Source organism: Klebsiella sp. LY, from assembly GCF_004010915.1.
Lineage (GTDB): Bacteria > Pseudomonadota > Gammaproteobacteria > Enterobacterales > Enterobacteriaceae > Klebsiella > Klebsiella quasipneumoniae.
In genome coordinates this window covers 4054306-4080339 of record NZ_CP022444.1, presented here as the reverse complement: position 1 = coordinate 4080339, position 26034 = coordinate 4054306, and the positions used below count along the sequence as shown (strand labels likewise).

The 26034-nt window shown below is 57.4% G+C and carries 19 protein-coding genes and 7 tRNA genes; 21 read left to right on the top strand and 5 right to left on the bottom strand.

Features of this window, described 5'->3' with window-relative positions:
* Positions 1-67 precede the first annotated feature (67 nt).
* From tcuA to CE636_RS22930, 3 genes are read left to right on the top strand one after another with little or no spacing between them, the layout of a single operon-like run.
* Positions 68-1471: an FAD-dependent tricarballylate dehydrogenase TcuA gene (gene tcuA / locus CE636_RS22940; RefSeq protein WP_017901423.1), complete on the top strand. Its 1404-nt coding sequence runs from the start codon at positions 68-70 to the stop codon at positions 1469-1471.
* Positions 1458-2597, top strand: a complete 1140-nt coding sequence (gene tcuB, locus CE636_RS22935; RefSeq protein ID WP_017901424.1) for a tricarballylate utilization 4Fe-4S protein TcuB — start codon at positions 1458-1460, stop codon at positions 2595-2597. Before tcuA ends, tcuB begins: the two co-directional genes overlap by 14 nt.
* Positions 2598-2653: 56 nt before the next feature.
* Entirely contained in the window at positions 2654-3949 is a 1296-nt protein-coding gene (locus CE636_RS22930) for an MFS transporter (RefSeq protein WP_004885943.1), read from the top strand.
* Positions 3950-4000: 51 nt separating this feature from the next.
* Here CE636_RS22930 and chiQ read toward each other — a convergent pair whose 3' ends face one another.
* The 4 genes from chiQ to nagE all read right to left on the bottom strand — a co-directional run bounded on the left by chiQ (position 4001) and on the right by nagE (position 10023).
* A complete protein-coding gene (gene chiQ, locus CE636_RS22925; RefSeq protein WP_004885941.1) occupies positions 4001-4333 on the bottom strand; it encodes a ChiQ/YbfN family lipoprotein in 333 nt (110 codons plus the stop codon).
* Between the two features lie 47 nt (positions 4334-4380).
* The gene (gene chiP, locus CE636_RS22920; protein ID WP_017901425.1) at positions 4381-5784 is read right to left on the bottom strand and encodes a chitoporin ChiP; all 1404 of its coding nucleotides are present in this window, start codon (positions 5782-5784) and stop codon (positions 4381-4383) included.
* 437 nt (positions 5785-6221) lie between these two features.
* On the bottom strand, positions 6222-7889 hold the full coding sequence (gene glnS, locus CE636_RS22910) for a glutamine--tRNA ligase (protein ID WP_004885933.1): 1668 nt from the start codon (positions 7887-7889) through the stop codon (positions 6222-6224).
* A gap of 178 nt (positions 7890-8067) precedes the next feature.
* The gene (gene nagE / locus CE636_RS22905; protein ID WP_017901426.1) at positions 8068-10023 is read right to left on the bottom strand and encodes a PTS N-acetyl glucosamine transporter subunit IIABC; all 1956 of its coding nucleotides are present in this window, start codon (positions 10021-10023) and stop codon (positions 8068-8070) included.
* Positions 10024-10338: 315 nt separating this feature from the next.
* Here nagE and nagB point away from each other — a divergent pair, with 315 nt between their 5' ends.
* The 12 genes from nagB to CE636_RS22845 all read left to right on the top strand — a co-directional run bounded on the left by nagB (position 10339) and on the right by CE636_RS22845 (position 17435).
* A complete protein-coding gene (gene nagB / locus CE636_RS22900) occupies positions 10339-11139 on the top strand; it encodes a glucosamine-6-phosphate deaminase (RefSeq protein WP_002894749.1) in 801 nt (266 codons plus the stop codon).
* Positions 11140-11252: 113 nt separating this feature from the next.
* Positions 11253-12401, top strand: coding sequence for an N-acetylglucosamine-6-phosphate deacetylase (gene nagA / locus CE636_RS22895; protein ID WP_004885928.1), 1149 nt, complete (start codon positions 11253-11255; stop codon positions 12399-12401).
* 8 nt (positions 12402-12409) lie between these two features.
* Positions 12410-13630 carry a DNA-binding transcriptional regulator NagC gene (nagC, locus tag CE636_RS22890; RefSeq protein ID WP_004885919.1) on the top strand — a complete coding sequence of 407 codons (1221 nt, stop codon included), beginning with the start codon at positions 12410-12412 and terminating at the stop codon, positions 13628-13630.
* Between the two features lie 119 nt (positions 13631-13749).
* Positions 13750-14502 carry an HAD-IIA family hydrolase gene (locus tag CE636_RS22885; protein ID WP_004885918.1) on the top strand — a complete coding sequence of 251 codons (753 nt, stop codon included), beginning with the start codon at positions 13750-13752 and terminating at the stop codon, positions 14500-14502.
* A 278-nt stretch (positions 14503-14780) separates the two neighbouring features.
* On the top strand, positions 14781-16445 hold the full coding sequence (gene asnB, locus CE636_RS22880; RefSeq protein WP_017901427.1) for an asparagine synthase B: 1665 nt from the start codon (positions 14781-14783) through the stop codon (positions 16443-16445).
* 237 nt (positions 16446-16682) lie between these two features.
* Positions 16683-16759 (top strand) — tRNA-Met (locus CE636_RS22875).
* A gap of 9 nt (positions 16760-16768) precedes the next feature.
* Positions 16769-16853: transfer RNA gene (locus tag CE636_RS22870), tRNA-Leu, on the top strand.
* Between the two features lie 23 nt (positions 16854-16876).
* Positions 16877-16951: transfer RNA gene (locus tag CE636_RS22865), tRNA-Gln, on the top strand.
* 36 nt (positions 16952-16987) lie between these two features.
* Positions 16988-17062, top strand: a tRNA-Gln gene (locus CE636_RS22860).
* 23 nt (positions 17063-17085) lie between these two features.
* Positions 17086-17162: transfer RNA gene (locus CE636_RS22855), tRNA-Met, on the top strand.
* Between the two features lie 47 nt (positions 17163-17209).
* Positions 17210-17284 (top strand) — tRNA-Gln (locus tag CE636_RS22850).
* A gap of 76 nt (positions 17285-17360) precedes the next feature.
* Positions 17361-17435: transfer RNA gene (locus CE636_RS22845), tRNA-Gln, on the top strand.
* A 119-nt stretch (positions 17436-17554) separates the two neighbouring features.
* Here CE636_RS22845 and ubiF read toward each other — a convergent pair.
* Positions 17555-18730, bottom strand: a complete 1176-nt coding sequence (gene ubiF / locus CE636_RS22840; RefSeq protein ID WP_017901428.1) for a 3-demethoxyubiquinol 3-hydroxylase — start codon at positions 18728-18730, stop codon at positions 17555-17557.
* A 179-nt stretch (positions 18731-18909) separates the two neighbouring features.
* On the opposite strand from ubiF, the gene miaB reads away from it, so the two are divergent.
* From miaB to CE636_RS22810, 6 genes are all read left to right on the top strand, one after another.
* Positions 18910-20334, top strand: a complete 1425-nt coding sequence (gene miaB, locus CE636_RS22835) for a tRNA (N6-isopentenyl adenosine(37)-C2)-methylthiotransferase MiaB (RefSeq protein WP_017901429.1) — start codon at positions 18910-18912, stop codon at positions 20332-20334.
* 153 nt (positions 20335-20487) lie between these two features.
* On the top strand, positions 20488-21534 hold the full coding sequence (locus CE636_RS22830) for a PhoH family protein (RefSeq protein ID WP_017901430.1): 1047 nt from the start codon (positions 20488-20490) through the stop codon (positions 21532-21534).
* A complete protein-coding gene (gene ybeY / locus CE636_RS22825; protein ID WP_002894722.1) occupies positions 21531-22004 on the top strand; it encodes an rRNA maturation RNase YbeY in 474 nt (157 codons plus the stop codon). Before CE636_RS22830 ends, ybeY begins: the two co-directional genes overlap by 4 nt.
* Positions 22005-22150: 146 nt before the next feature.
* Positions 22151-23029 (top strand): CNNM family magnesium/cobalt transport protein CorC, encoded by an 879-nt coding sequence (corC, locus tag CE636_RS22820; RefSeq protein WP_004197606.1) that lies wholly within the window; start codon positions 22151-22153, stop codon positions 23027-23029.
* A 126-nt stretch (positions 23030-23155) separates the two neighbouring features.
* The gene (gene lnt / locus CE636_RS22815) at positions 23156-24694 is read left to right on the top strand and encodes an apolipoprotein N-acyltransferase (protein ID WP_017901431.1); all 1539 of its coding nucleotides are present in this window, start codon (positions 23156-23158) and stop codon (positions 24692-24694) included.
* 354 nt (positions 24695-25048) lie between these two features.
* Positions 25049-25960, top strand: coding sequence for an amino acid ABC transporter substrate-binding protein (locus CE636_RS22810; protein ID WP_004885900.1), 912 nt, complete (start codon positions 25049-25051; stop codon positions 25958-25960).
* Positions 25961-26034 lie beyond the last annotated feature (74 nt).

Here is a 26034-nt window from a genome sequence, read left to right as displayed (position 1 = left end):
TGCCGCCGTTACCGCCTACATTCCCATTACAAATTTAACAATTAATTAAATTACAAGGGAACCGATAATGGTGGATGTACTGGTCATTGGCGGCGGCAATGCCGCGCTATGCGCCGCCTTAACCGCCCGGGAAGCCGGCGCCTCGGTGCTGCTGCTGGAGGCGGCGCCGCGGGAGTGGCGAGGCGGCAACTCGCAGCACACGCGTAACCTGCGCTGTATGCACGATGCGCCACAGGATGTGCTGGTCGACAGCTACCCGGAAGAGGAGTACTGGCAGGATCTGCTGCGCGTCACCGAAGGGAACACCAACGAAGCGCTGGCCCGGCTGGTGATCCGCACCTCATCCCAGTGCCGGGACTGGATGCGCCAGCACGGGGTTAACTTTCAGCCGCCGCTCTCCGGCGCCCTGCACGTGGCCCGCACCAACGCCTTTTTTATGGGCGGCGGCAAAGCGCTGGTCAATGCCTATTACCGCAGCGCAGAGCAGATGGGGGTGCAGATCCGCTACAACACGCCGGTGCAGGCCCTGGAGCTGCGCAACGGTGAATTTGTCGCCGCGCTGGCGGGCGAGGAACGGATTGTCGCGAAAAGCTGCGTTCTCGCCGCCGGCGGATTTGAATCCAACCGCGAGTGGCTGCGCGAGGCCTGGGGGCAAAATGACCGCGGCGAATGGCCCGCCGATAACTTTCTCATCCGCGGCACGCGCTTCAACCAGGGGGTGCTGCTCAAGTTTATGATCGACGCTGGGGCCGATATCATCGGCGATCCTTCTCAGTCCCACTGCGTCGCCATTGACGCCCGGGCGCCGCTCTATGACGGCGGGATCTGCACCCGCGTCGACTGCGTTTCGCTGGGGGTGGTGGTCAACCGCGATGCCGTGCGCTTTTATGATGAAGGGGAAGATTTCTGGCCTAAACGCTACGCCATCTGGGGCCGACTGGTCGCCCACCAGCCCGGCCAGATCGGCTACTCGATCATCGACAGCAAAGCCATCGGCCACTTTATGCCCCCGGTCTTTCCCGGCGCTCAGGCCAATACCATCGCGGAACTGGCCCGCCAGCTGGGGCTTGACGGCGAACGTTTAGCGCAAACCATCGCCGACTATAATGCCGCCTGCGCGCCGGGCCAGTTCGATCACACCCGCCTGGATAACTGCGCGACCTCTGGCCTCACGCCGGCGAAAACTCACTGGGCGCGCCCCATCGATACGCCGCCTTACTACGGCTACGCCCTGCGTCCGGGGATCACCTTCACCTACCTCGGGCTATACGTCGACGACACCGCCGCCGTCCATTTCGCCGGTCAACCCAGCCGTAATCTCTTCGTCGCCGGGGAAATGATGGCTGGCAACGTGCTGGGCAAGGGCTACACCGCCGGCGTTGGGATGTCGATCGGCACCACCTTCGGCCGTATCGCCGGCCAGCAAGCCGCCCGGGCGGCGCAGCAGGAGAAACACCATGAAGTCGCTTGAAAAGCTGATCATTGACGCGCAGATCATCACCGAACCGGAAGCGGAAGTCGAACGGGTGATGCAGGTGTGTAACGCCTGCCGCTACTGCGAAGGGTTTTGCGCCGTCTTCCCGGCGATGACCCAGCGCCTGGCCTTTGGCAAGGCGGATATCAACTATCTGGCTAACCTGTGCCATAACTGCGGCGCTTGCCTGCACGCCTGCCAGTACGCACCACCGCACGAGTTTGCCATTAACGTGCCGAAGGCGATGGCCGAAGTCCGGCTCGAGGCCTATCAACACTACGCCCAGCCCGCCGCCTTTGGCAGCCTGTACCGCCGGGCCGGCATGACCACCGTGCTGGCGCTGGTCGGCGGCCTGATTATCTTTCTGCTGCTGGCGATGGGGCTCAAAGGCTCGCTGCTTCATCCGCCGCTGGCGGGCGACTTCTACCAGATATTCCCCCATAACCTGCTGGCGTGGATGTTTGGCTCGGTCTTTGTGCTGGCGATTGGCTTACTGATGACCGGGGTGATCCGCTTCTGGCGCGAGATCTCCCCTGGCCAGCCGCAACCGATTGATATCGCGAAGGCATCCCATGACGCGCTGACGCTGAAATATCTCGACGGCGGGCACGGGAAAGGCTGCAACGAAGCCGATGACGCCTTCACCCTGCTGCGCCGCCGATTCCACCACTGCACCTTCTACGGTTTTATGCTCTGCTTCGCCGCCACCGTGGTGGCCACGTGCTATCACTATATCGCCGGCCGGGAAGCCCCCTACCCGTTCTTCAGCCTGCCGGTGCTGCTCGGCACCCTCGGCGGCATCGGCCTGCTGGTCGGCCCGGCGGGCCTGCTGTGGCTGAACCTGCGCCGCTCGCCGCTGCACGGCGACGCGCGGCAGAAGCCGATGGATCGCGGATTTATTCTGCTGCTGCTGCTGACCAGCTTCACTGGCCTGGCGCTGCTGGCGGGGCGGGATACCTCGTGGATGGGCATCCTGCTCGCCATCCACCTCGGGGTGGTGATGGCCCTGTTCTTAACCCTGCCGTATGGAAAATTTGCCCACGGATTTTATCGCTGTGCGGCGTTACTCAAGTGGGCGATTGAGAAACGCCGCGGAAAACAGGTGGGCGTCGCCGGCGACTGACTTACCCCCCTCTGCACCCGATAACAACAAGATAAAGACAATGGAGAGCACCCCCTATGACCCAACAACCCACCCGCGCCGGCACCGTCGGCGCTATCCTCCGCGTGACCAGCGGTAATTTTCTCGAACAGTTCGACTTCTTCCTGTTTGGCTTTTACGCCACCTATATCGCCCGCACCTTCTTTCCGGCGGAGAGCGAGTTCGCGGCGCTGATGCTCACCTTTGCGGTATTTGGCTCGGGCTTCCTGATGCGTCCCATCGGCGCGGTGGTGCTCGGCGCCTATATCGACAGAATCGGTCGCCGCAAAGGGCTGATGGTCACCCTGGCGATCATGGGCTGCGGGACGCTACTCATCGCCCTGGTCCCTGGCTATCAGACTATCGGTGTGCTGGCGCCGATCCTCGTGTTAGTGGGCCGTCTGCTGCAGGGGTTCTCGGCGGGCGTCGAGCTTGGCGGAGTGTCGGTCTATCTCTCTGAAATCGCCACGCCGGGCAATAAAGGCTTCTATACCAGCTGGCAGTCCGCCAGCCAGCAGGTGGCTATCATCATGGCGGCGCTGATCGGCTATGCGCTGAACGCCACGCTGGAACATGAGGAGATCGCCGCCTGGGGCTGGCGCATCCCCTTCTTTATTGGCTGCCTGATCATTCCGCTGATTTTCGTGCTGCGCCGCTCACTGCAGGAAACCGAGGAATTCCTGCAGCGTAAACATCGCCCGGATACCAAAGAGATCCTGACCACCATCGCCAGGAACTGGCGCATTATTACCGCGGGGACCCTGCTGGTGGCGATGACCACCACCACGTTTTACTTTATTACCGTCTATACGCCCACCTACGGCAGAGCGGTGCTGCACCTCAGCGCCCGCGACAGTCTGCTGGTAACCATGCTGGTGGGCATCTCCAACTTTATCTGGTTGCCGATTGGCGGAGCCATCTCTGACCGGATCGGTCGTCGCCCGGTGCTGATGGGGATCACCGTGCTGGCGCTGCTCACCACCTGGCCGGTGATGCACTGGCTCACCGCCGCGCCGGATTTCACCCGCATGACGCTGGTCCTGCTGTGGTTCTCGTTCTTCTTTGGCATGTATAACGGCGCGATGGTGGCGGCGCTCACCGAAGTGATGCCGGTTTATGTCCGCACCGTGGGCTTTTCGCTTGCCTTCAGCCTCGCCACCGCCATCTTCGGCGGCCTGACGCCGGCTATCTCCACTGCCCTGGTCGAGCTTACCGGCGATAAAAGCGCGCCGGGATGGTGGCTAATGTGCGCTGCGCTGTGCGGGTTCATCGCCACCGCGCTGCTGTTTGTGCGCCTGAGTCGCGGCTATCAGCCGGCGGAGAGTCAGCGCTAAAAAAGCAAACGGGCGGAGATATGCTCCGCCCGTTTGCCGCTGCCGTCTGGCTTAATGGGTCGAATTATTGCTGCGGATCTCTTTCCAGATCTGGTCGCAGCGCGCTTTTACCGCCTGATCGTTGCCGGTGCGGGTAGCCTGGATACACTGTTGGTAATCCAGCACCCGGACGCTCTCCTGGTTAGCAAACTGCTGGTGCTGTTTATCCTCTTTCAGGACATTCAGTACGCTCTGGCAGGCTTCAATCTTGTCCGGATTGCCTTCCGCCGTATTAATACAGGCGCTATAGGCATCTTTCAGTTTGGTGTCTTCTTTCGGGGCCGGGGACGTGGTGCAGGCCACCAGAGCCGATGCCATTATGGCAATAAGCAGCATTTTTTTCATAGTCGTTCTCCCAGAGGTGCGGCAGGCTCACGCCCGCCGCGCAGGCATCAGAAAATGGTGAACGGGGCGATAACCATGAACTTCACGTCGCGCTCATCCTGGAAGATATTGCCGTAGCCGCCGCTCCAGCTCGGAATATCGGAATGGTTGTCGTACTGGGTAAAGTGCAGTTTAAACAGCGTGCCCTTCGCCCGGCCTTCCTGCACGGTATACATGGCATCGAGGCTATAGGCCGACTCTTTCAGGCGATAGTCAGGGTCATAGTACGCATCCGGAGAAGCCATTCTGCCAGGCTTCGCATCCCAGGCGTACACATAAGACGCGCCAAACGCCCAGCCCGGCATATCCCAGTTTTTCATGTCATACATCGCGCCGAAGAAGACCGCTTTTTCACCGTTGGCGTTGAAGTCGGAGCGGTTATCCCACCAGATATCGAGACGACCGTTGGAGGAGGCGTAGGTCGGGGTCATACGCTGCAGGAAGTAGCCCTGCTGGCCATCGGCCTTCACCCAGGTCCCTTCCAGACGCAGATCCAGCACATCCGCTACTTTATAGCCAAAGGTTAACGCCTGCAGCCATGCGGTGCCGTCATAGATGTCGTTGACCCCGCCGTTGCTGACCTTATCGCGAGTGCCGTAGAACTGGTAGCTGGTGCTCAACGGCGCGCCGGCGACGTCAAATTTGTAGCTGGCTTTAGCAAAGTACTGATCGATATAGCCCTGAGCCTGACCAAATGCCGCCTCCAGCACCAGGTCGTTTTTGAAATCATATTTGGCGCCGATGGAGTGAAGATAATCAACTTTGGTCTTCTTATCGTTCTGGTAGAAATCATCCATTTCGATATGCCATGGCGCTTTATACTCGTTCGTCCACATGTAGGAGAAACTTAACGCGCCCGCGGTGCCATAGTCGAAGTTGGCCCCGGCTTCCGCCCCCTGATAGGTCCCCGGCATGAAGCTCCAGTGCGGCGCCAGCAGGGTCTGACCGGTTGGCTGGATGTAGCCCGCGCGCGCCCACGCCGGACCGTATTTGAATTTCGCGGCGGCTTTATACAGGCTGATGCCGCTCTTATCGCCGGAGTAGTCTTCGTCATAGGCTTTGTTGCGCGACGAGAAGGCGATTTCGTTCGGGTGGCCGCTGTCGCCGTTCTCCGCCATTTCAATCGCGGTAAACGCCGCAATATCAAGGCCAAACATATCGGCGGCATAGCCGGACTGGAAGTCCAGGTTGGCGTTCCAGGTGGAGTGGGAAAGGTTGGTTTTGTATTTGTCGCCGTCGGTCACATCTTTACGGTCACGCTCACGCTGCCAGTAATAGATACCGCCGGTTAAAGTAGAATCATCGATAAAGCCTGCTGCGCTGGCCTGCGGAATCACAACCCAGCCCGACATCGCGGTGACGGCGGCAATAGCCAGCGCCAGCGTACTACGTTTGCCACTAAACGTACGCATGTGCATATCCTCTTTGACGTTTTAAAAGGCGAAGACCAGGGGTCATTCGCTAAAAAAATAAATAAAACTGAAAAATGTGGGGCGGCGAAAAAGGCCGCGAAACCACTGTAGATAGACTATTTTTCGTGACGCGAATTATCAATGTTTTTCGTGAGGCAAAGCTTAAGATTATGACAAAGCGCACATAATTTATGTCGTTTTGTTACAGTCTTATCTCTGATGATTTTGTCATGGAAGTCATTGCTAAATCAGGGAAAAATTCGAAGACTGAAAGCGATTACATTGGTTTTTTATATGAGACAGGAAATATCAGAAGCGTTATTTATTTCCGGAGCGAAACAGAATTAATTCGCTTCGCGAAAATAAAAAGAGTAATTGGCTGATTCTGAAACAAAAAAAGCGCCGCAGAGTGCGGCGCTTTGACGGTAGGGAAAATGTTATTCGCCCGCTTTCGCCCAGGTATCGCGCAGACCGACGGTGCGGTTAAACACCAGACTGGTTGCGGTTGCATAGCGGCTGTCGAGGCAGAAGTAACCTTCACGCTCAAACTGGTAAGCTTTACCGGCTTCCGCCTGCGCCAGGCTCGGCTCCGCGTAACCCTGTTTGATCACCAGCGATTCCGGATTGATCACCGCGAGGAAATCCTCCGCTGCGCCCGGGTTTGGTACGCTGAACAGGCGATCGTAGAGACGGATCTCTACCGGCAGCGCATGCGCCGCGCTCACCCAGTGGATCACGCCTTTGACCTTGCGGCCGTCAGCCGGATCTTTGCTCAGGGTGTCGGCATCGTAGGTGCAGAAGATAGTAGTGATATTGCCTTCGGCATCTTTCTCCACGCGTTCCGCTTTGATGACGTAGGCGTTGCGCAGACGTACTTCTTTGCCCAGCACCAGACGCTTGTACTGCTTGTTGGCTTCTTCACGGAAGTCCGCGCGGTCGATCCAGATTTCCGCGCTGAACGGCACTTCGCGGCTGCCCATCTCCGGCTTGTTCGGATGGTTCGGCATCGCCACCATTTCGCTTTCGCCCTGCGGGTAGTTCTCGATAACCAGTTTCACCGGATCGATCACCGCCATCGCGCGCGGCGCGTTTTCGTTGAGATCTTCGCGAATGCAGGACTCCAGCGACGCCATCTCAATGGTGTTGTCCTGCTTGGTCACGCCGATACGCTTGCAGAATTCGCGGATGGATTCGGCGGTGTAGCCGCGACGACGCAGACCGGAGATGGTCGGCATCCGCGGATCGTCCCAGCCTTCCACGTGCTTCTCAGTCACCAGCTGGTTCAGCTTACGCTTGGACATCACGGTGTATTCGAGATTCAGGCGCGAGAATTCGTACTGGCGCGGGTGAACCGGGATGCTGATGTTGTCCAGCACCCAGTCGTACAGACGACGGTTGTCCTGGAACTCCAGGGTACACAGCGAGTGGGTAATGCCTTCCAGCGCATCGCTGATGCAGTGGGTGAAGTCGTACATCGGGTAGATGCACCACTTGTTGCCGGTCTGATGATGCTCAGCGAACTTAATGCGGTACAGCACCGGATCGCGCATCACGATGAACGGCGACGCCATATCGATCTTCGCGCGCAGGCAGGCCTTGCCCTCTTCGAAGCCGCCGCTGCGCATTTTTTCGAACAGCGCCAGGTTTTCTTCCACGCTGCGGTCGCGATACGGGCTGTTTTTACCCGGCGCTTTCAGGGTGCCGCGGTATTCGCGGATCTCATCAGGAGAGAGTTCATCAACGTAGGCCAGGCCTTTGTTAATCAGCTCAACCGCATACTGATGCAGCTGATCAAAGTAATCAGACGAGTAGCAAACGTCCCCGGACCAGTGGAAACCTAACCACTGCACGTCGTTTTTAATCGACTCCACGTATTCGATATCTTCTTTCACCGGGTTGGTGTCATCGAAACGCAGGTTGCATTGGCCCTGATAATCCTGGGCGATGCCGAAGTTCAGGCAGATGGATTTCGCATGGCCAATGTGCAGATAACCGTTCGGCTCCGGCGGGAAGCGGGTGTGAACGGTGGTGTGCTTACCGGTAGCCAGATCTTCATCAATGATCTGACGGATAAAGTTAGTCGGGCGGGCTTCTGCCTCACTCATCACGGGTTCCTCAAAGCGTAAACAACGTATAACGGCACATGATCTTACAAGCAGGGCGTAGTGACAACTATTAGTTACGTAAAATAGGTATCAGAAGAGGATTATGGGGCCGATTGCTGGAAAAAAAAGCGGCGAAGGTTTCCCTTCGCCGCTGAGGCATAAACTCGACTCAGGAGCCTTACTTGCCTTTAATCTCATACAGCGGCGTCTGGCCGGCTACGACCTTACCGCTCGCCAGTATCACCAGCGCGCTGTAGTCATCGCTATTGCTGCAGACTACCGGGCTAATCATCGAGCGCGCGTTGGCGTTGAGGAAGTCCAGATCCATTTCCAGAATCGGCTCGCCCGCCTTCACGTCCGTGCCCTCTTCAACCAGACGTTTGAAGCCCTTGCCTTCCAGCGCCACGGTGTCGATACCCATGTGGACGACGATTTCCGCACCGTTGTTGGTTTCGAGGCAGAACGCGTGGTTAGTGTTGAAAATTTTCACCACGGTACCGGCGGCCGGGGCCACCACGATGTTGCTGGTCGGTTTCACCGCGATACCGTCGCCGACGGCTTTGCTGGCGAAGGCTTCGTCCGGCACCTGCTCGAGGGCCACCACGTCACCGGTAATCGGCGAAACCAGCGACTCAACGGTCTTCGCGTTCGCTACCGCCTGCGGTTTAGCCGCTGGCGCTGCGGTGGCGACGTTGCCAGCCGGTGCGGTTGCCGCTGCCGCTACCGGGCCGCGGGTAACCACTTTTTTCATCTCATCGCCGATAGACTCTGCCTTCGCGCCGACGATAACCTGGATGGTTTGCTTATTCAGTTTCACCACCCCGGATGCGCCGAGACGTTTACAGGCGGCGTCGTTCACTTTCGCCGAATCGCCCACGGTCAGACGCAGACGGGTGATACAGGCGTCAATCGCTTTCAGGTTGTCCGTTCCGCCCACCGCGGCGATATAGCTGGTCGCCAGCTGGGTCAGGCCTTCTTCAGTGTTGCTGTTGGCTTCTTCCGTTACCACGTCAGCGGCTTTGTCTTCACGACCCGGTGTTTTCAGGTTGAACATGCGGATCACCGCGCTGAACAGCAGGAAGTAGACGAAGAAGAAGACCACGCCCATCACCAGCAGCATCCAGACGTTTTTGCTGGCGGCCGGCAGGCTGTACATCAGCACGTAGTCAATGGCGCCGGCGGAGAAGGAGAAGCCTGCATGAATGCCCAGCGCCGTTGCGATGAACAGGCTGATACCGGTCAGTACCGCGTGCAGGAGGTACAGCAGCGGAGCCAGGAACATGAACAGGAATTCCAGCGGCTCGGTTACCCCGGTCAGGAACGCGGTGATGGCAACAGACAGCAGCATACCGCCCACCATTGGACGACGCGCTTTCGGAGCGGCCAGATACATCGCCAGCGCCGCGCCCGGCAGACCAAACATCATGATTGGGAAGAAGCCGGACATGAACATCCCCGCGGTGCCGTCGCCGGCGTAGAAGCGGTTGATGTCGCCGTGGAACACGGCGCCTGCGGCGTTAGTAAACTCACCAATCTGGAACCAGGCGATGGTGTTCAGCACCTGATGCAGGCCGGTCGGGATCAGCAGACGGTTGATAAAACCGAAGATACCGGAACCCAGTGCCCCTGCGGAAACGATCCACTCGCCGCCCGCATGGATAGCGTGCTGCACCGGCGGCCAGACGTAGCCGAAGATCGCCGCGAGAATCAGACAGAAGAAGCCGGTGGCGATCGGCACGAAGCGTTTGCCGCCAAAGAAGCTCAGGAAGTCCGGCAGCTTGATGCCGGCCCAGCGGTTGTACACCGCCCCTGCTACCAGACCGGTAATGATACCGGCCAGTACGCCCATGTTAATTTCCGGATTGATGGTGACCATCGCTTTGGTCATCACGAAATAACCTACTGCCCCGGCCAGCGCCGCAGAACCGGCGTTATCCTTGGACCAGCTTGACGCCACACCGATAGCAAAGATCAGCGCCAGGTTGTCGAAGATAGCCCCACCCGCTTGCGCGATGAAGGGTACATTCAACAGGTCTGGTTGCCCGAAACGCAGCAGCAATGCTGCGACCGGCAGCACTGCGATAGGGAGCTGTAACGCCCTACCCAGCCGCTGAAAGAAACCTAAAATATTCATCTTATTCCCCCTATGAGACCCCGATGAGGCTCATTTTCAAAGCCACTTTTTTATTGTGTAACAAGGTCGGTTTTATCACTTACCGGCAAAGTGTGTGAAAAATTAATTCGTATCGCAAATTAAACGGGTATTTTTTGTGATAATTATCACCAAATATCGTATTCCCCCCTCCCTTACACTGGCTAACATCGAAAACTTATTTTATCATTCAAAAAATCAACACGGATTGACCCCGGTCGGCGCAGTTGCTGCAATACTCTCCTCAGAGTGCTGGCGCCAATCCGCCAGAATCTACTTTAACTATAGAGGTGAAGAATGAGACTGATCCCCCTGGTAACCGCTGAGCAGGTCGGTAAATGGGCTGCCCGCCATATCGTTAACCGCATTAATGCATTTAAACCAACCGCGGACCGTCCGTTCGTCCTGGGACTGCCGACCGGCGGCACCCCACTCACCGCCTACAAGGCGCTGGTTGAAATGCATAAAGCAGGCCAGGTTAGCTTCAAACACGTCGTCACCTTCAACATGGATGAATACGTTGGCCTGCCGAAAGAGCATCCGGAAAGCTATCATAGCTTCATGCACCGTAATTTCTTTGACCACGTTGATATTCCGGCAGAAAATATCAACTTGCTGAATGGTAACGCGCCGGACATCGATGCGGAATGCCGTCGCTATGAAGAAAAAATTCGTTCCTACGGTAAAATCCACTTGTTCATGGGCGGCGTGGGCAACGATGGTCACATCGCGTTTAACGAACCGGCCTCCTCTCTGGCGTCTCGTACCCGTATTAAGACCCTGACCCATGAAACCCGCGTGGCGAACTCCCGCTTCTTCGACGGCGACGTGGATCTGGTGCCGAAATATGCGCTAACCGTCGGCGTGGGCACCCTGCTGGATGCAGAAGAGGTAATGATTCTGGTGCTGGGCCATCAGAAAGCGCTGGCGCTGCAGGCGGCGGTAGAAGGTAACGTCAACCACATGTGGACCATTACCTGTCTGCAGCTGCATCCGAAGGCGGTGATCGTCTGTGACGAACCGTCTACCATGGAGCTGAAAGTGAAGACACTGAAATATTTCAACGAATTAGAAGCTGAAAATATTAAAGGTCTGTAATGTAGTCGTGTCCCGCGATTTGCGCGGGACCATCTTTTTCTTTGTATGCATCATCATGCCGGCGGCAAACGAACGTACCCGGGCCTGATGAGGCGTATATACCGGGGGTCGTAATGTATGCATTAACCCAGGGCCGGGTTTATACCGGTCATGAAATTCTTGATGACCATGCGGTTGTTATCGCTAATGGCCTTATCGAACGTCTTTGTCCGCTGGCAGATTTGCCGTCTGACATCGAGCAGCGCTCAGTCAACGGCGCCATCCTCGCCCCCGGTTTTATCGACGTCCAGCTCAACGGCTGCGGCGGCGTGCAGTTTAACGACAGCCCTGACGCGGTCACTGTCGACACGCTGGAGATCATGCAGAAGGCCAACGAACGCTCAGGCTGCACCAGCTTCCTGCCGACGCTGATTACCTCCAGCGACGATCTGATGAAGCAAGGCGTGCGCGTGATGCGCGAATACCTGCAAAAGCACCCGAACCAGGCGCTGGGTCTGCATCTTGAAGGACCGTGGCTGAATATCGTCAAGAAAGGCACCCACAACCCGGACTATGTGCGTAAACCGGACGCGGCGCTGGTCGATTTCCTGTGCGACAACGCCGATGTGATCACCAAAGTGACCCTCGCCCCTGAGCGCGTTGAGCCGGAAGTGATCCGCAAACTGGTCGCCGCCGGGATCGTCGTCTCCGCGGGCCACTCCAACGCCACGCTGAAAGAGGCGAAAGTGGGCTTCCGCGCAGGCATTACCTTCGCCACCCACCTGTATAATGCAATGCCGTACATTACTGGCCGCGAACCGGGTCTGGCCGGGGCGATTTTTGACGAGCCGGATGTCTACTGCGGTATTATTGTCGACGGGATGCACGTCGATTACGCCAACGTGCGCAACGCCAAGCGCCTGAAAGGCGACAAACTGTGCCTGGTCACCGACGCCACCGCGCCGGCGGGGGCGAATATTGACCAGTTCATTTTTGCCGGGAAAACAATATACTACCGCAACGGGCTGTGCGTAGATGAAAACGGCACCCTCAGCGGATCTTCCCTGACCATGATTGAAGGGGTGCGTAATCTGGTTGAGCATTGCGGTGTGGCGCTGGACGAAGTATTGCGCATGGCGACGCTCTATCCCGCGCGCGCCATTGGTGTGGACAAGCAGCTCGGCAGTATTGCGCCGGGTATGGTCGCTAACCTGACCGCCTTTACACGCGATTATAAAATCACCAAGACCATCGTTAATGGTAACGAGGTCGTCACTGAGTAAGTAAAAGTATGACAGCAGGCGGACAAGCTCAAATTGGTAACGTTGACCTCGTAAAACAACTGAACAGCGCGGCCGTGTACCGCCTGATTGACCAGCATGGGCCTATCTCGCGCATTCAGATCGCGGAACAAAGCCAGCTTGCCCCTGCCAGCGTGACCAAAATCACGCGTCAGCTTATTGAGCGCGGCCTGATCAAAGAAGTCGATCAGCAGGCCTCCACCGGGGGGCGCCGCGCCATCTCCATCATTGCGGAGACGCGCAACTTCAACGCCATTGGCGTGCGCCTTGGCCGCTATGACGCCACTCTCACCCTCTATGATTTAAGCAGCAAGACCCTGGAAGAGGAGCATTTCCCGCTGCCCGAGCGCACCCAGGAAACGCTGGAACACGCCCTGCTGAATATCATCGCCACTTTTATTGAAAACTGTCAGCGCAAAATTCGCGAGCTGATCGCCATCTCGGTGATCCTGCCGGGGCTGGTGGATCCGGAAAGCGGGGTGATCCGCTATATGCCGCACATTGCGGTGGAAAACTGGGGCCTGGTCGGGGCGCTGGAAAAACGCTTCAACGTTACCTGCTTTGTCGGACACGATATCCGCAGCCTGGCGCTGGCCGAGCACTATTTTGGCGCAAGCCAGGATTGCGAAGACTCCATTCTGGTGCGCGTGCACCGCGGCACCGGGGCAGGGATCATCTCCAACGGACGCATTTTTATCGGCCGTAACGGCAACGTCGGCGAAATCGGCCATATTCAGGTCGACCCGCTGGGCGAGCGCTGCCACTGCGGCAACTTTGGCTGTCTGGAGACCGTCGCGGCTAATGCCGCCATCGAACATCGCGTTCGCCACCTGCTGGAGCAGGGCTATCAGAGCCGTCTGACCCTCGATGACTGCACGATCAAAACCATCTGCAAAGCGGCCAACAAAGGCGATGCCCTGGCCTGCGAAGTGGTCGAGTACGTAGGGCGTCACCTCGGAAAAACGATCGCCATCGCCATCAACCTGTTCAATCCACAAAAAATCGTCATCGCCGGCGAAATTGTGGAAGCCGAGAAAGTGCTGCTCCCGGCCATTGAGGGCTGCATTAACGCCCAGGCGCTGAAGGCGTTTCGTAAGAACCTGCCGGTGGTGCGCTCCACCCTCGATCATCGCTCAGCGATTGGCGCCTTCGCGCTGGTCAAACGCGCCATGCTCAATGGCACGCTGCTGCAGCGCTTGCTTGAGAGCTAACCGCCCCCCTTTATTGATAAGCGCGTCGCTCTGTCGTTGGCGGGCATCGCCCGTCAGAGGTGTGAAACCTCATCAATGACGCGTATAGTTTCGTCTTTGATAATGATTCTGGACCCACCATGACCATTCAAAACATAATTTGTGATATTGACGGTGTGCTGATGCACGATAACGTCGCCGTTCCCGGCGCTGCCGAGTTTATCAAGCGCATCCTCGAGAAAGGCATGCCGCTGGTGATGCTGACCAACTACCCGTCGCAAACCGGCCAAGATCTGGCGAACCGTTTCGCCACCGCCGGGATTGAGGTTCCGGATAGCGCCTTCTACACCTCGGCGATGGCGACGGCCGATTTTCTGCGCCGCCAGGAAGGTAAGAAAGCCTATGTGGTGGGTGAAGGGGCGCTGATCCACGAGCTGTACAAAGCCGGCTTTACCATTACCGACGTCAACCCGGATTTTGTCATCGTCGGGGAAACCCGCTCCTTTAACTGGGAGATGATGCATAAGGCGGCCTTCTTTGTCGCCAATGGCGCCCGCTTCATTGCCACTAACCCGGATACTCACGGTCGCGGCTTCTACCCGGCCTGCGGCGCCCTGTGCGCCGGGATCGAGAAGATCTCCGGCCGTAAGCCGTTTTACGTCGGTAAACCCAGCCCGTGGATCATCCGCTCAGCGCTGAACAAAATGCAGGCCCACTCCGAACAGACGGTGATTGTCGGCGACAATCTGCGCACCGACATTCTGGCTGGCTTCCAGGCGGGGCTGGAGACCATTTTGGTGCTCTCCGGAGTCTCGACCCTCGACGACATCGACAGCATGCCGTTCCGCCCGTCGTGGATCTACCCCTCCGTCGCGGAAATCGATATTTTCTAATGTCAGCCACGTCTCAGGACGTGGTTGTTCATTTTTGACGCCTGCCAAAAGTACCATATCTAATAAAAACGGCTTAAAATTGCGTATTCTTCAATGAAGCCGTTCAAAAGATACTCTTTTTTTACTATTCAACAATCGCAGTTGCGTTTTTTCTTTTTCCAGCCGTAAAACCCTTGCGCCTGCTCCCCCTTTACGGCATTTTCTTAAGCACGCACTCAGGCTTCGCCACGAGACGAAGCCAGCACAACATCAAACACGACAGGGTAATGGAGAAGGCTATGTGTTCTATTTTTGGCGTACTGGATATTAAAACTGACGCAGGCGAGCTGCGTAAAAAGGCGCTGGAGCTTTCCCGCCTGATGCGCCATCGCGGTCCGGACTGGTCTGGCGTGTATGCCAGCGACAAAGCGATTCTGGCGCACGAGCGCCTGTCGATTGTCGATGTCAACGCCGGCGCTCAGCCGCTGTACAACGCCGAAAAAACCCATGCGCTGGCCGTTAACGGCGAAATCTACAACCATCAGGCGCTGCGCGCGGAATATGGCGACCGCTATCAGTTCCAGACCGGCTCCGACTGCGAAGTGATCCTCGCGCTGTATCAGGAAAAAGGCCCGGCGTTCCTCGACGACCTGCAGGGGATGTTCGCCTTCGCCCTGTACGACAGCGAAAAAGACGCGTACTTAATTGGCCGCGACCATATCGGCATTATCCCGCTGTATATGGGGCATGATGAACACGGCAACTTCTATGTCGCTTCCGAAATGAAAGCCCTGGTGCCGGTGTGCCGCACCATTAAAGAGTTCCCGGCGGGTAGCTACCTGTGGAGCAAAGACGGTGAAATTCGCCAGTACTATCAGCGCGACTGGTTCAATTACGACGCGGTAAAAGACAACGTTACCGATAAGAACGAGCTGCGCCAGGCACTGGAAGAGTCGGTGAAAAGCCATCTGATGTCCGACGTCCCCTACGGCGTGCTGCTCTCCGGCGGCCTTGATTCTTCGGTCATCTCCGCCATCACCAAGAAATTTGCCGCCCGTCGCGTTGAAGATCAGGAGCGTAGCGAAGCCTGGTGGCCGCAGCTGCACTCCTTCGCGGTCGGTCTGGAAGGCTCTCCTGACCTGAAAGCGGCGCAGGAAGTGGCTAACCACCTCGGCACCGTGCACCATGAAATTCACTTTACCGTCCAGGAAGGGCTGGATGCGATCCGCGACGTTATCTATCACATCGAAACCTACGATGTGACCACTATTCGCGCTTCGACGCCGATGTACCTGATGTCGCGGAAAATTAAAGCCATGGGCATCAAAATGGTGCTTTCCGGCGAAGGCTCGGACGAAGTGTTCGGCGGCTACCTCTACTTCCATAAGGCGCCGAACGCCAAAGAATTGCACGAAGAGACGGTACGTAAGCTGCAGGCGCTGCATATGTTTGACTGCGCCCGCGCCAACAAAGCGATGTCCGCCTGGGGCGTGGAAGCCCGCGTGCCGTTCCTTGACAAGAAGTTCCTCGACGTGGCGATGCGCATCAACCCGCAGGATAAGATGTGCGGCAACGGCAAAATGGAAAAACACGTGCTGCGCGAATGCTTTGAATCCTATCTGCCGGCCAGCGTTGCCTGGCGGCAGAAAGAGCAGTTCTCTGACGGCGTCGGCTACAGCTGGATCGATACGCTGAAAGAAGTGGCCGCGAAACAGATCAGCGACCAGCAGCTGGAAACCGCAAGCTTCCGCTTCCCGTACAACACGCCGACCTCCAAAGAAGGCTATCTGTACCGCGAGATCTTCGAAGAGCTGTTCCCGCTGCCAAGCGCGGCGGAGTGTGTTCCTGGCGGTCCGTCGGTGGCCTGCTCTTCTGCTAAAGCCATTGAGTGGGATGAAGCATTCAAAACCATGAACGATCCGTCAGGCCGCGCGGTAGGCGTCCACCAGTCGGCCTATAAATAAGCCCTGACAGGCGTTGAAACGCGAAACGGACCCTCCGGGGTCCGTTTTCTTTTTGCGGGAATTATGCCGCTGAAAAACGATAAATAACCAATAATTGCCGATTATTGCAGCGAGCTGTTCGCAACCTAACCAAACAGTCACATTACAACGATTTTCCTTGAAAAAGAGGTTGACGCTCGCAGGCCCAATACGCATAATGCGCCCCGCAACGCCGATAAGGTTACGCGAAAAAAAGATGGCTACGTAGCTCAGCTGGTTAGAGCACATCACTCATAATGATGGGGTCACAGGTTCGAATCCCGTCGTAGCCACCATCTTTTTTTGCGGGAGTGGCGAAATTGGTAGACGCACCAGATTTAGGTTCTGGCGCCGCAAGGTGTGCGAGTTCAAGTCTCGCCTCCCGCACCATTCACCAGTCAGCGTTGTACGGATGGGGTATCGCCAAGCGGTAAGGCACCGGTTTTTGATACCGGCATTCCCTGGTTCGAATCCAGGTACCCCAGCCATATTTCTTCGATATTTGCGGGTCACCGCGACGGTATTGGGGTATCGCCAAGCGGTAAGGCACCGGTTTTTGATACCGGCATTCCCTGGTTCGAATCCAGGTACCCCAGCCATCGAAGAAACAGTAAGACAATTTGGCTACGTAGCTCAGCTGGTTAGAGCACATCACTCATAATGATGGGGTCACAGGTTCGAATCCCGTCGTAGCCACCATATTCGGGACGTATCGATACACATCGATAAATCCGCAAACAATTTGTTGGGGTATCGCCAAGCGGTAAGGCACCGGATTCTGATTCCGGCATTCCGAGGTTCGAATCCTCGTACCCCAGCCAAATTAAAAAGTCGTTCAGCAATGAACGCACTGTTGCTCTTAAACCGGGATAGTGACGGTCAGGCGCAACAGACAATTGGGGTATCGCCAAGCGGTAAGGCACCGGATTCTGATTCCGGCATTCCGAGGTTCGAATCCTCGTACCCCAGCCACTTAAATGCAAAAAAGCCCACCTCGGTGGGCTTTTTTGCTATTGGCGTATAGCCATCCTGGCGCGTTACTGACTGCCGGGCAGGCGCTTTCCACTACGCCCCTGCCCGGGAAGCCGGAGTTACAAGCCTAACGCATACTTCAGCGCCTGACGCTTCAGCACCCCGGCGCGTTCGGCCGCCATCAGGCCAATATTACGCAGCATCCGCACCGGCGCCAGGTCATTGCTGAATCCGGCGTAAAACAGATCCATCCCCGACTGCATAATAAAATTATCCGCCCGCCGCCGCGCCTGGTAGCGCTTGAGCACCGGCAGGCTGGCCCACTCTTCGCCTCGGCCGCGCGCTTGCGCCAGGATCTCCAGCAGGGCGTCGACATCGCGATAGCCAAGGTTAACCCCCTGCCCCGCCAGTGGATGAATGGTGTGCGCCGCATCGCCCACCAGCGCCAGACCGGGCTGAACATACTGCAGCGCATGACGCCGGGTGAGCGGGAAGGCGCCGGCCGCCTGCGGCGTCACCCGTCCGAGACGCGCCGGGAAATGGCGGGCGATCTCCTGCTGAAGCTGGGGCATGGACATGCCCTGTAGCTGACGGATCCGCGCCGGGGCGTCATACCACACCAGCGAGGCCCAGTTGTCGAACAGCGGCAGGAAGGCGCGCGGTCCGCTGGGGGTAAACTGCTGCCAGGTGCTGTCGCCGGGATCGTCGGCGCATTGGACGCTGATGAGCATACAGGACTGCTGATATTGCCAGGCATGCACGCCGATGCCGGCCATCTCCCGCACCTGAGAGCTGGCGCCGTCGGCGCCGATAACCAGCCGGGCGTGGATCGTCTCCCCCTCGCGTAAACGCAGCGCCGTCTGCGCCTCGCCGCGCTGCATCGCCTCCAGTTCGCCGCCAACGCGGAGGGTAACCCCTTCGTGCGCCGCCAGCGCTTGCCACAGGCCCCACTGCAGGACCTTGTTCTCAACCATATAGCCCAGCTCTGGGAGCTTGAGCTCTGCGGCGTCAAAGGCGACGTGCGCGCTCTCCCACTCCCAGGTCTCCAGACGACGGTAAGCGTGGACGCGCATCGCCCGCACGGCATCCCAGACGTCAAGGCTTTTCAGCAGGCCGACCGAGGCCGCGCTGATCGCCGAGATCCGCACATCCGGGACGGATGCCGGATCGAAAGCCGGAGGCGCCGTTTTCTCAAGCACCGTCACGGTAAATCCCTGTTGCGCCAGCCCCAACGCCAGGGCGCCGCCGACCATGCCGCCGCCCACGATGGCGACATCTGTTGCGTGAATTGTCATGGCTATTATCCTTAAAGCAGAATCCGTTAAGTTTACCGGATTTTTCGCCCTCTTGCGGTGATAACGCTCGCACTGGTCAGGGGGCGACCAAAGCATTACAATACGCGCCCTGGAATGCGAAATTCACCCTGTATATATCCCCGCGTTTTGGATATCTATTACTGAGCATGAGCAAGTCAATGACAAAAAAACTCCATATTAAAACCTGGGGCTGTCAGATGAACGAGTATGATTCATCAAAGATGGCCGATCTGCTGGATGCGACACATGGGTATCAACTGACCGAAGTGGCGGAAGAAGCAGATGTGCTGTTGCTCAATACCTGCTCAATTCGTGAGAAGGCCCAGGAAAAAGTTTTCCATCAGCTTGGACGCTGGAAGCTGCTGAAAGAGAAGAACCCGGACCTGATTATTGGCGTTGGCGGCTGCGTGGCCTCCCAGGAAGGCGACCATATTCGTCAGCGCGCGCACTATGTCGATATTATTTTCGGGCCGCAAACCCTGCACCGCCTGCCGGAGATGATTAACTCTGTGCGCGGCAACCGCAGCCCGGTGGTTGATATCAGCTTCCCGGAAATTGAAAAATTCGATCGCCTGCCAGAACCGCGCGCCGAAGGCCCGACCGCCTTTGTCTCGATTATGGAAGGCTGCAACAAATACTGCACCTACTGCGTGGTGCCCTACACCCGCGGTGAAGAAGTCAGCCGCCCGTGCGACGATATCCTGTTTGAAATCGCCCAACTGGCGGCGCAGGGCGTGCGTGAAGTCAACCTGCTGGGCCAGAACGTGAACGCCTGGCGCGGTGAGAACTACGACGGCACCACCGGCAGCTTTGCCGATCTGCTGCGCCTGGTGGCCGCTATCGACGGCATCGACCGCATTCGCTTCACCACCAGCCATCCGATCGAATTTACCGACGACATCATCGACGTCTATCGCGATACGCCGGAGCTAGTGAGCTTCCTGCACTTGCCGGTGCAGAGCGGTTCCGACCGCGTGCTGAACCTGATGGGACGGACCCATACCGCGCTGGAGTATAAAGCGATTATTCGTAAGCTGCGTGAAGCGCGTCCGGATATTCAGATAAGCTCAGACTTTATCGTCGGCTTCCCCGGCGAAACCACGGAAGATTTCGAAAAGACGATGAAGCTTATCGCCGACGTCAATTTCGATATGAGCTACAGCTTTATCTTCTCCGCCCGTCCGGGCACCCCGGCGGCCGATATGGTCGACGACGTGCCGGATGCCGACAAGAAACAGCGTCTGTATATTCTGCAGGAGCGCATCAACCAACAGGCGATGGCCTGGAGCCGTCGCATGCTCGGCACAGTACAGCGTATCCTGGTGGAAGGCACGTCGCGCAAGAACATCATGGAGCTCTCCGGACGTACGGAGAACAACCGGGTGGTCAATTTCGAAGGCACCCCGGACCTCGTCGGCAAGTTTGTCGATGTCGAAATCGTCGATGTTTACACCAACTCGCTGCGCGGCAAAATCGTGCGCACCGAAGCGGAGATAGGTCTGCGTATCGCTGAATCACCCGAATCAGTGATTGCCCGCACCCGTAAAGAGAACGATCTTGGCGTGGGTATCTATCAGCCGTGATCCCTTCAGGCCTGTCGGTTCCGGCAGGCCTTGTAATTCCTCTCTCCGTCCCTATATCTACAGCAATGCTTGCGCCATTTTCCTGTGACGTAAATAATTTCCTGATTAGCCGGCCACGCGCCGCGTCCGGCCACCTGCGTAAAGAGGAACAGTTTGAACATAGACACTCGTGAAATTACCCTGGAGCCAGCGGATAACGCACGCCTGTTAGCCCTGTGCGGCCCGTTTGACGACAACATCAAACAGCTGGAGCGTCGGTTAGGCATTGAGATTAACCGCCGCGACAATCACTTTAAGCTGACCGGACGCGCCCTGTGCGTACACGCCGCCGCCGATATTCTGCGCAGCCTGTATGTCGACACGGCGCCGATGCGCGGTCAGATTCAGGATATTGAACCAGAGCAGATCCATCTGGCGATCAAAGAGGCGCGCGTGCTTGAGCAAAGCGCCGAGAGCGTGCCGGAGTACGGAAAAGCCGTCAATATCAAGACCAAGCGCGGGGTGATCAAACCGCGTACGCCGAACCAGGCGCAGTACATCGCCAATATCCTCGATCACGACATCACCTTCGGCGTGGGTCCGGCGGGTACCGGGAAAACCTATCTGGCGGTGGCGGCGGCGGTTGATGCGCTGGAGCGTCAGGAGATCCGCCGCATTCTGCTGACCCGTCCGGCCGTCGAAGCGGGTGAAAAGCTCGGCTTCCTGCCCGGCGATCTGAGCCAGAAGGTCGACCCGTATCTGCGCCCGCTGTACGACGCGCTGTTCGAGATGCTCGGCTTCGAGAAGGTGGAAAAGCTGATTGAGCGTAACGTCATCGAAGTGGCCCCGCTGGCCTATATGCGCGGACGGACGCTGAATGACGCCTTTATCATTCTTGATGAAAGCCAGAACACCACCATCGAGCAGATGAAAATGTTCCTGACCCGCATCGGCTTTAACTCCAAGGCGGTGATCACCGGCGATATCACGCAGATTGACCTGCCGCGCAGCACCAAATCCGGTCTGCGCCACGCCATCGAAGTGCTGGGGGAAGTCGATGAGATCAGCTTTAACTTCTTCCATAGCGAAGACGTGGTCCGCCATCCGGTGGTCGCCCGCATCGTGAACGCCTATGAGGCATGGGAAGCCGCAGACCAAAAACGTAAAGCAGAACTGGCCGCCGAGCGCAAACGCGAAGCCCAGGAACAGGAGCAAAAATGAGTCAGGTGATCCTCGATTTACAACTGGCCTGCGAAGAGACCAGCGGCCTGCCGGACGAAGCCCTTTTTCAACGCTGGGTCGACGCCGTCATTCCGCCGTTTCAGGAGGAGTCAGAGTTAACGATTCGTCTGGTCGACGTTGCAGAAAGCCATGAGCTGAACCTGACCTATCGCGGCAAGGATAAGCCGACCAACGTCCTCTCTTTCCCGTTTGAAGCGCCGCCGGGGATTGAAATGCCGCTGCTCGGCGATCTGATCATTTGCCGTCAGGTGGTGGAGCAGGAAGCCAGCGAGCAAGGGAAACCGCTGGAGGCGCACTGGGCGCATATGGTGGTGCACGGCAGCCTGCATCTGCTGGGCTACGATCACATCGAAGATGACGAAGCGGAAGAGATGGAAGGCCTCGAAACAGAGATAATGCTTGCTCTGGGCTATGAGGACCCGTACATTTCCGAGAAGATTGCTGAATAGCCCCCTGCCGGATCGTGGCGCTTGCGCCTCATCCGGCCGCTGTTCATGCATTTTACCCGCCTGAACGTCAGGCAACCCATGCCGTCCGGCGCTGAGTTTACGCGCGACGAGCGACATTAAATCAACATGAGAACCCAAACGACGCCATGAGCGACGACAATTCACACAGTAGTGACACAGTAAACAGCAAAAAGGGATTTTTCTCCCTGTTACTCAGCCAGCTCTTTCACGGGGAACCGAAAAACCGCGATGAACTGCTGGCGCTGATCCGTGATTCCGGGCAGAACGATCTTATCGATGAAGATACGCGTGACATGCTCGAAGGGGTAATGGATATCGCCGACCAGCGGGTCCGCGACATTATGATCCCCCGTTCACAAATGATTACCCTGAAACGCAATCAGACGCTGGACGAGTGCCTCGATGTCATCATCGAATCCGCTCACTCGCGCTTCCCGGTCATCAGTGAAGATAAAGATCACATCGAAGGGATTCTGATGGCCAAGGATCTGCTGCCGTTTATGCGCAGCGACGCCGAAGCCTTCAGCATGGAAAAAGTGTTACGGCCGGCGGTTGTCGTTCCGGAAAGCAAGCGGGTCGACCGCATGCTGAAAGAGTTTCGCTCACAGCGCTACCATATGGCGATCGTTATTGACGAATTCGGCGGCGTCTCCGGTCTGGTGACCATCGAGGATATCCTTGAGCTCATCGTCGGGGAAATTGAAGACGAGTACGACGAAGAAGAAGATATCGATTTCCGCCAGCTGAGCCGCCATACCTGGACGGTACGCGCCCTGGCCTCCATCGAAGACTTCAACGACGCCTTCGACACGCACTTCAGCGATGAAGAAGTGGATACCATTGGCGGGCTGGTAATGCAGGCCTTTGGCCACCTGCCGGCTCGCGGCGAATCTATCGACATTGATGGTTACCAATTCAAGGTAGCAATGGCAGATAGTCGTCGTATCATTCAGGTGCATGTTAAGCTGCCGGATGATGCTCCCCAGCCGAAGCTGGAAGAGTAAGCGGCGGCGCTGAAGGTCACGGCCAGCCGGGAGACAGACCGTGGCGATACTCGGTTGTCCCCTCCCCGGCTGGCAAACAGCATAGCCTGTGGCAACAGGCGTTAATTTACGGGACGATTAGCCTAAATGGTATTTGCCTCTCTTCTTGAACGCCAGCGCGTACGTCTGCTGCTGGCGCTGCTATTCGGAGCCAGCGGAACGCTGGCTTTTTCACCTTACGACTTCTGGCCCGCAGCGATTATTTCACTGGTCGGTCTGCAGGCGTTAACCCTCAACCGCCGCCCGCTGCAAAGCGCCGGCATCGGCTATTTCTGGGGACTTGGCCTGTTCGGCACGGGAATCAACTGGGTTTATGTCAGTATCGCGCAGTTTGGCGGTATGCCGGGTCCGGTTAACGTCTTCCTCGTCGTTTTGCTGGCGGCCTATCTGTCGCTCTACACCGGCCTGTTTGCCGGCCTGCTCGCCCGGCTGTGGCCCAAAACCAGCTGGCTACGGGTGGCGATCGCCGCCCCCGTCGTCTGGCAGATCACCGAGTTCCTGCGCGGTTGGGTGCTGACCGGCTTTCCGTGGCTGCAGTTCGGCTATAGCCAGATCGACGGCCCGCTGAAAGGCCTGGCGCCGGTGATGGGGGTTGAGGCGATCAACTTCCTGCTGATGATGGTTAGCGGCCTGCTGGCTCTGGCCCTCGTGCAGCGCAACGGGAAGCCGCTGGTGATCGCCGCGGTGCTGTTCGCCCTGCCGTTCCCGCTGCGCTATATCCAGTGGTATCAGCTGCTGCCGGAGCGCGCGACGCAGGTCTCGCTGGTGCAAGGCGATATCCCGCAGGCCATGAAGTGGGACGAGAAACAGCTGGTTAATACCCTGAAAACCTACCTGGCGCTGACCCAGCCGCATATCGGCCACTCGCAGCTGATTATCTGGCCTGAATCGGCGATCCCGGATCTGGAGATCAACCAGCAGCAGTTCCTCAGCATGATGGACGATCTGCTGCGCGCAAAAGACAGCTCGCTGATCACCGGCATCGTCGACGCGCGTCTTAATAAGCAGAATCGCTACGACACCTACAACACCATCATTACCCTCGGCAAAGATAACCCGTACCGCTACGACTCGACCAACCGCTACAACAAGAACCATCTGGTGCCGTTCGGCGAGTTTGTACCGCTGGAGTCGATTCTGCGTCCGCTGGCGCCATTCTTCGACCTGCCGATGTCCTCCTTCAGCCGCGGTCCCTACGTGCAGCCGCAGCTGATGGCGCATAACCTGAAGCTGACCGCGGCCATCTGCTACGAGATCATCCTCGGGGAACAGGTGCGGGATAACTTCCGTCCGGATACCGACTTCCTGCTGACCATCTCTAACGACGCCTGGTTCGGCAAGTCCATCGGCCCGTGGCAACACTTCCAGATGGCGCGGATGCGCGCCCTGGAGCTGGCCCGCCCCCTGCTGCGCAGTACCAACAACGGCATTACCGCCGTGATCGGCCCGCGCGGCGAGATCCAGAAGATGATCCCGCAGTTTACCCGTGAGGTGTTGACCACCACCGTGACGCCCACCAGCGGCATGACCCCTTACGCTCGCACTGGCAACTGGCCGCTGTGGGCGCTGACGGCGCTGCTCGGCTTCGGTGCGCTGCTGATGAGCCTGCGTCAGCGTCGCCGATAAGTTCTCTACCGGCGACGCCCGTCGCCGGCTTTTTTCTTCCCGTCATTTGCCACCCTGGCACAGTCATTGCTTTATTTAATCGGGTAGCGCCGTCCTCCGGCCCAGTGCAACCGGGTTGCACCATAAACGATCGGTGGTCGCGCTATTTTGGTGCAATGGAAGATATTTGCCTCCCATTGGTGCGGAGCGCTTCGCAAAAATAAACAATAAAGCAGCAAAATATTTACATTAAGCCAAACTAAATGCTAACAAACACATACAAATGCGGCACGTGGATGCGTGCCCCTAATAACAACACACACAATCACAATGGGTATCAATAGCGTCGGTGACGCTGCGGATAAGGAGTTGGATATGCAATTACGTAAACTGGCCACGGCAATGCTGGTAATGGGAATGACCGCTGGTCTGGCGCAGGCGGAAGATGCTGCCCCGGCGGCTGGCCAGAGCACTCTGGATAAGATCGCGAAAAATGGCGTTATCGTTGTCGGCCATCGCGAATCTTCCGTCCCTTTCTCTTACTACGATAACCAACAGAAGGTTGTGGGTTACTCTCAGGACTACTCCAACGCCATCGTCGATGCCATCAAGAAAAAACTGAACAAACCCGATCTGCAGGTCAAACTGATCCCGGTCACCTCGCAGAATCGTATTCCGCTGCTGCAGAATGGCACCTTTGATTTCGAGTGCGGCTCTACCACCAACAACCTCGAGCGCCAGAAACAGGCGGCCTTCTCCGATACTATCTTCGTCGTCGGCACCCGTCTGCTGGTGAAGAAAGGCGGCCCGATCAAAGATTTCCCGGACCTGAAGGATAAAGCGGTCGTCGTCACCTCCGGGACCACCTCTGAGATCCTGCTGCATAAGCTGAACGATGAGAAAAAAATGAATATGCGCATCATCAGCGCCAAAGATCATGGCGACTCTTTCCGTACTCTGGAAAGCGGACGCGCGGTGGCCTTTATGATGGATGACGCTTTGCTGGCCGGCGAACGCGCCAAGGCGAAGAAACCGGATAACTGGGAAATCGTCGGCACCGCGCAGTCGAAAGAAGCCTATGGCTGCATGCTGCGTAAGGACGATCCGACCTTCAAGGCATTGGTCGATGAAACCGTTGCCCAGGCCCAGACCTCTGGCGAAGCGGCGAAGTGGTTCGACAAATGGTTCAAAAACCCGATTCCGCCAAAAAATCTTAACCTGAACTTCGAGCTGTCGGACGACATGAAAGCGCTGTTCAAATCACCTAATGACAAAGCACTGAACTAATTATAACAACCAGGGGCGGGATATCCTGCCCTCCCGATGATTGTCACAGCACGGACAGACTATACGGCGGCTGG

Excerpts from the sequence above, each read along its gene's own strand:
- tcuA (WP_017901423.1), top strand. The coding sequence starts at position 68 with ATGGTGGATGTACTGGTCATTGGCGGCGGCAATGCCGCGCTATGCGCC.
- tcuB (WP_017901424.1), top strand. The coding sequence starts at position 1,458 with ATGAAGTCGCTTGAAAAGCTGATCATTGACGCGCAGATCATCACCGAA.
- CE636_RS22930 (WP_004885943.1), top strand. The coding sequence starts at position 2,654 with ATGACCCAACAACCCACCCGCGCCGGCACCGTCGGCGCTATCCTCCGC.
- chiQ (WP_004885941.1), bottom strand. The coding sequence starts at position 4,333 with ATGAAAAAAATGCTGCTTATTGCCATAATGGCATCGGCTCTGGTGGCC.
- chiP (WP_017901425.1), bottom strand. The coding sequence starts at position 5,784 with ATGCGTACGTTTAGTGGCAAACGTAGTACGCTGGCGCTGGCTATTGCC.
- glnS (WP_004885933.1), bottom strand. The coding sequence starts at position 7,889 with ATGAGTGAGGCAGAAGCCCGCCCGACTAACTTTATCCGTCAGATCATT.
- nagE (WP_017901426.1), bottom strand. The coding sequence starts at position 10,023 with ATGAATATTTTAGGTTTCTTTCAGCGGCTGGGTAGGGCGTTACAGCTC.
- nagB (WP_002894749.1), top strand. The coding sequence starts at position 10,339 with ATGAGACTGATCCCCCTGGTAACCGCTGAGCAGGTCGGTAAATGGGCT.
- nagA (WP_004885928.1), top strand. The coding sequence starts at position 11,253 with ATGTATGCATTAACCCAGGGCCGGGTTTATACCGGTCATGAAATTCTT.
- nagC (WP_004885919.1), top strand. The coding sequence starts at position 12,410 with ATGACAGCAGGCGGACAAGCTCAAATTGGTAACGTTGACCTCGTAAAA.
- CE636_RS22885 (WP_004885918.1), top strand. The coding sequence starts at position 13,750 with ATGACCATTCAAAACATAATTTGTGATATTGACGGTGTGCTGATGCAC.
- asnB (WP_017901427.1), top strand. The coding sequence starts at position 14,781 with ATGTGTTCTATTTTTGGCGTACTGGATATTAAAACTGACGCAGGCGAG.
- ubiF (WP_017901428.1), bottom strand. The coding sequence starts at position 18,730 with ATGACAATTCACGCAACAGATGTCGCCATCGTGGGCGGCGGCATGGTC.
- miaB (WP_017901429.1), top strand. The coding sequence starts at position 18,910 with ATGACAAAAAAACTCCATATTAAAACCTGGGGCTGTCAGATGAACGAG.
- ybeY (WP_002894722.1), top strand. The coding sequence starts at position 21,531 with ATGAGTCAGGTGATCCTCGATTTACAACTGGCCTGCGAAGAGACCAGC.
- corC (WP_004197606.1), top strand. The coding sequence starts at position 22,151 with ATGAGCGACGACAATTCACACAGTAGTGACACAGTAAACAGCAAAAAG.
- lnt (WP_017901431.1), top strand. The coding sequence starts at position 23,156 with ATGGTATTTGCCTCTCTTCTTGAACGCCAGCGCGTACGTCTGCTGCTG.
- CE636_RS22810 (WP_004885900.1), top strand. The coding sequence starts at position 25,049 with ATGCAATTACGTAAACTGGCCACGGCAATGCTGGTAATGGGAATGACC.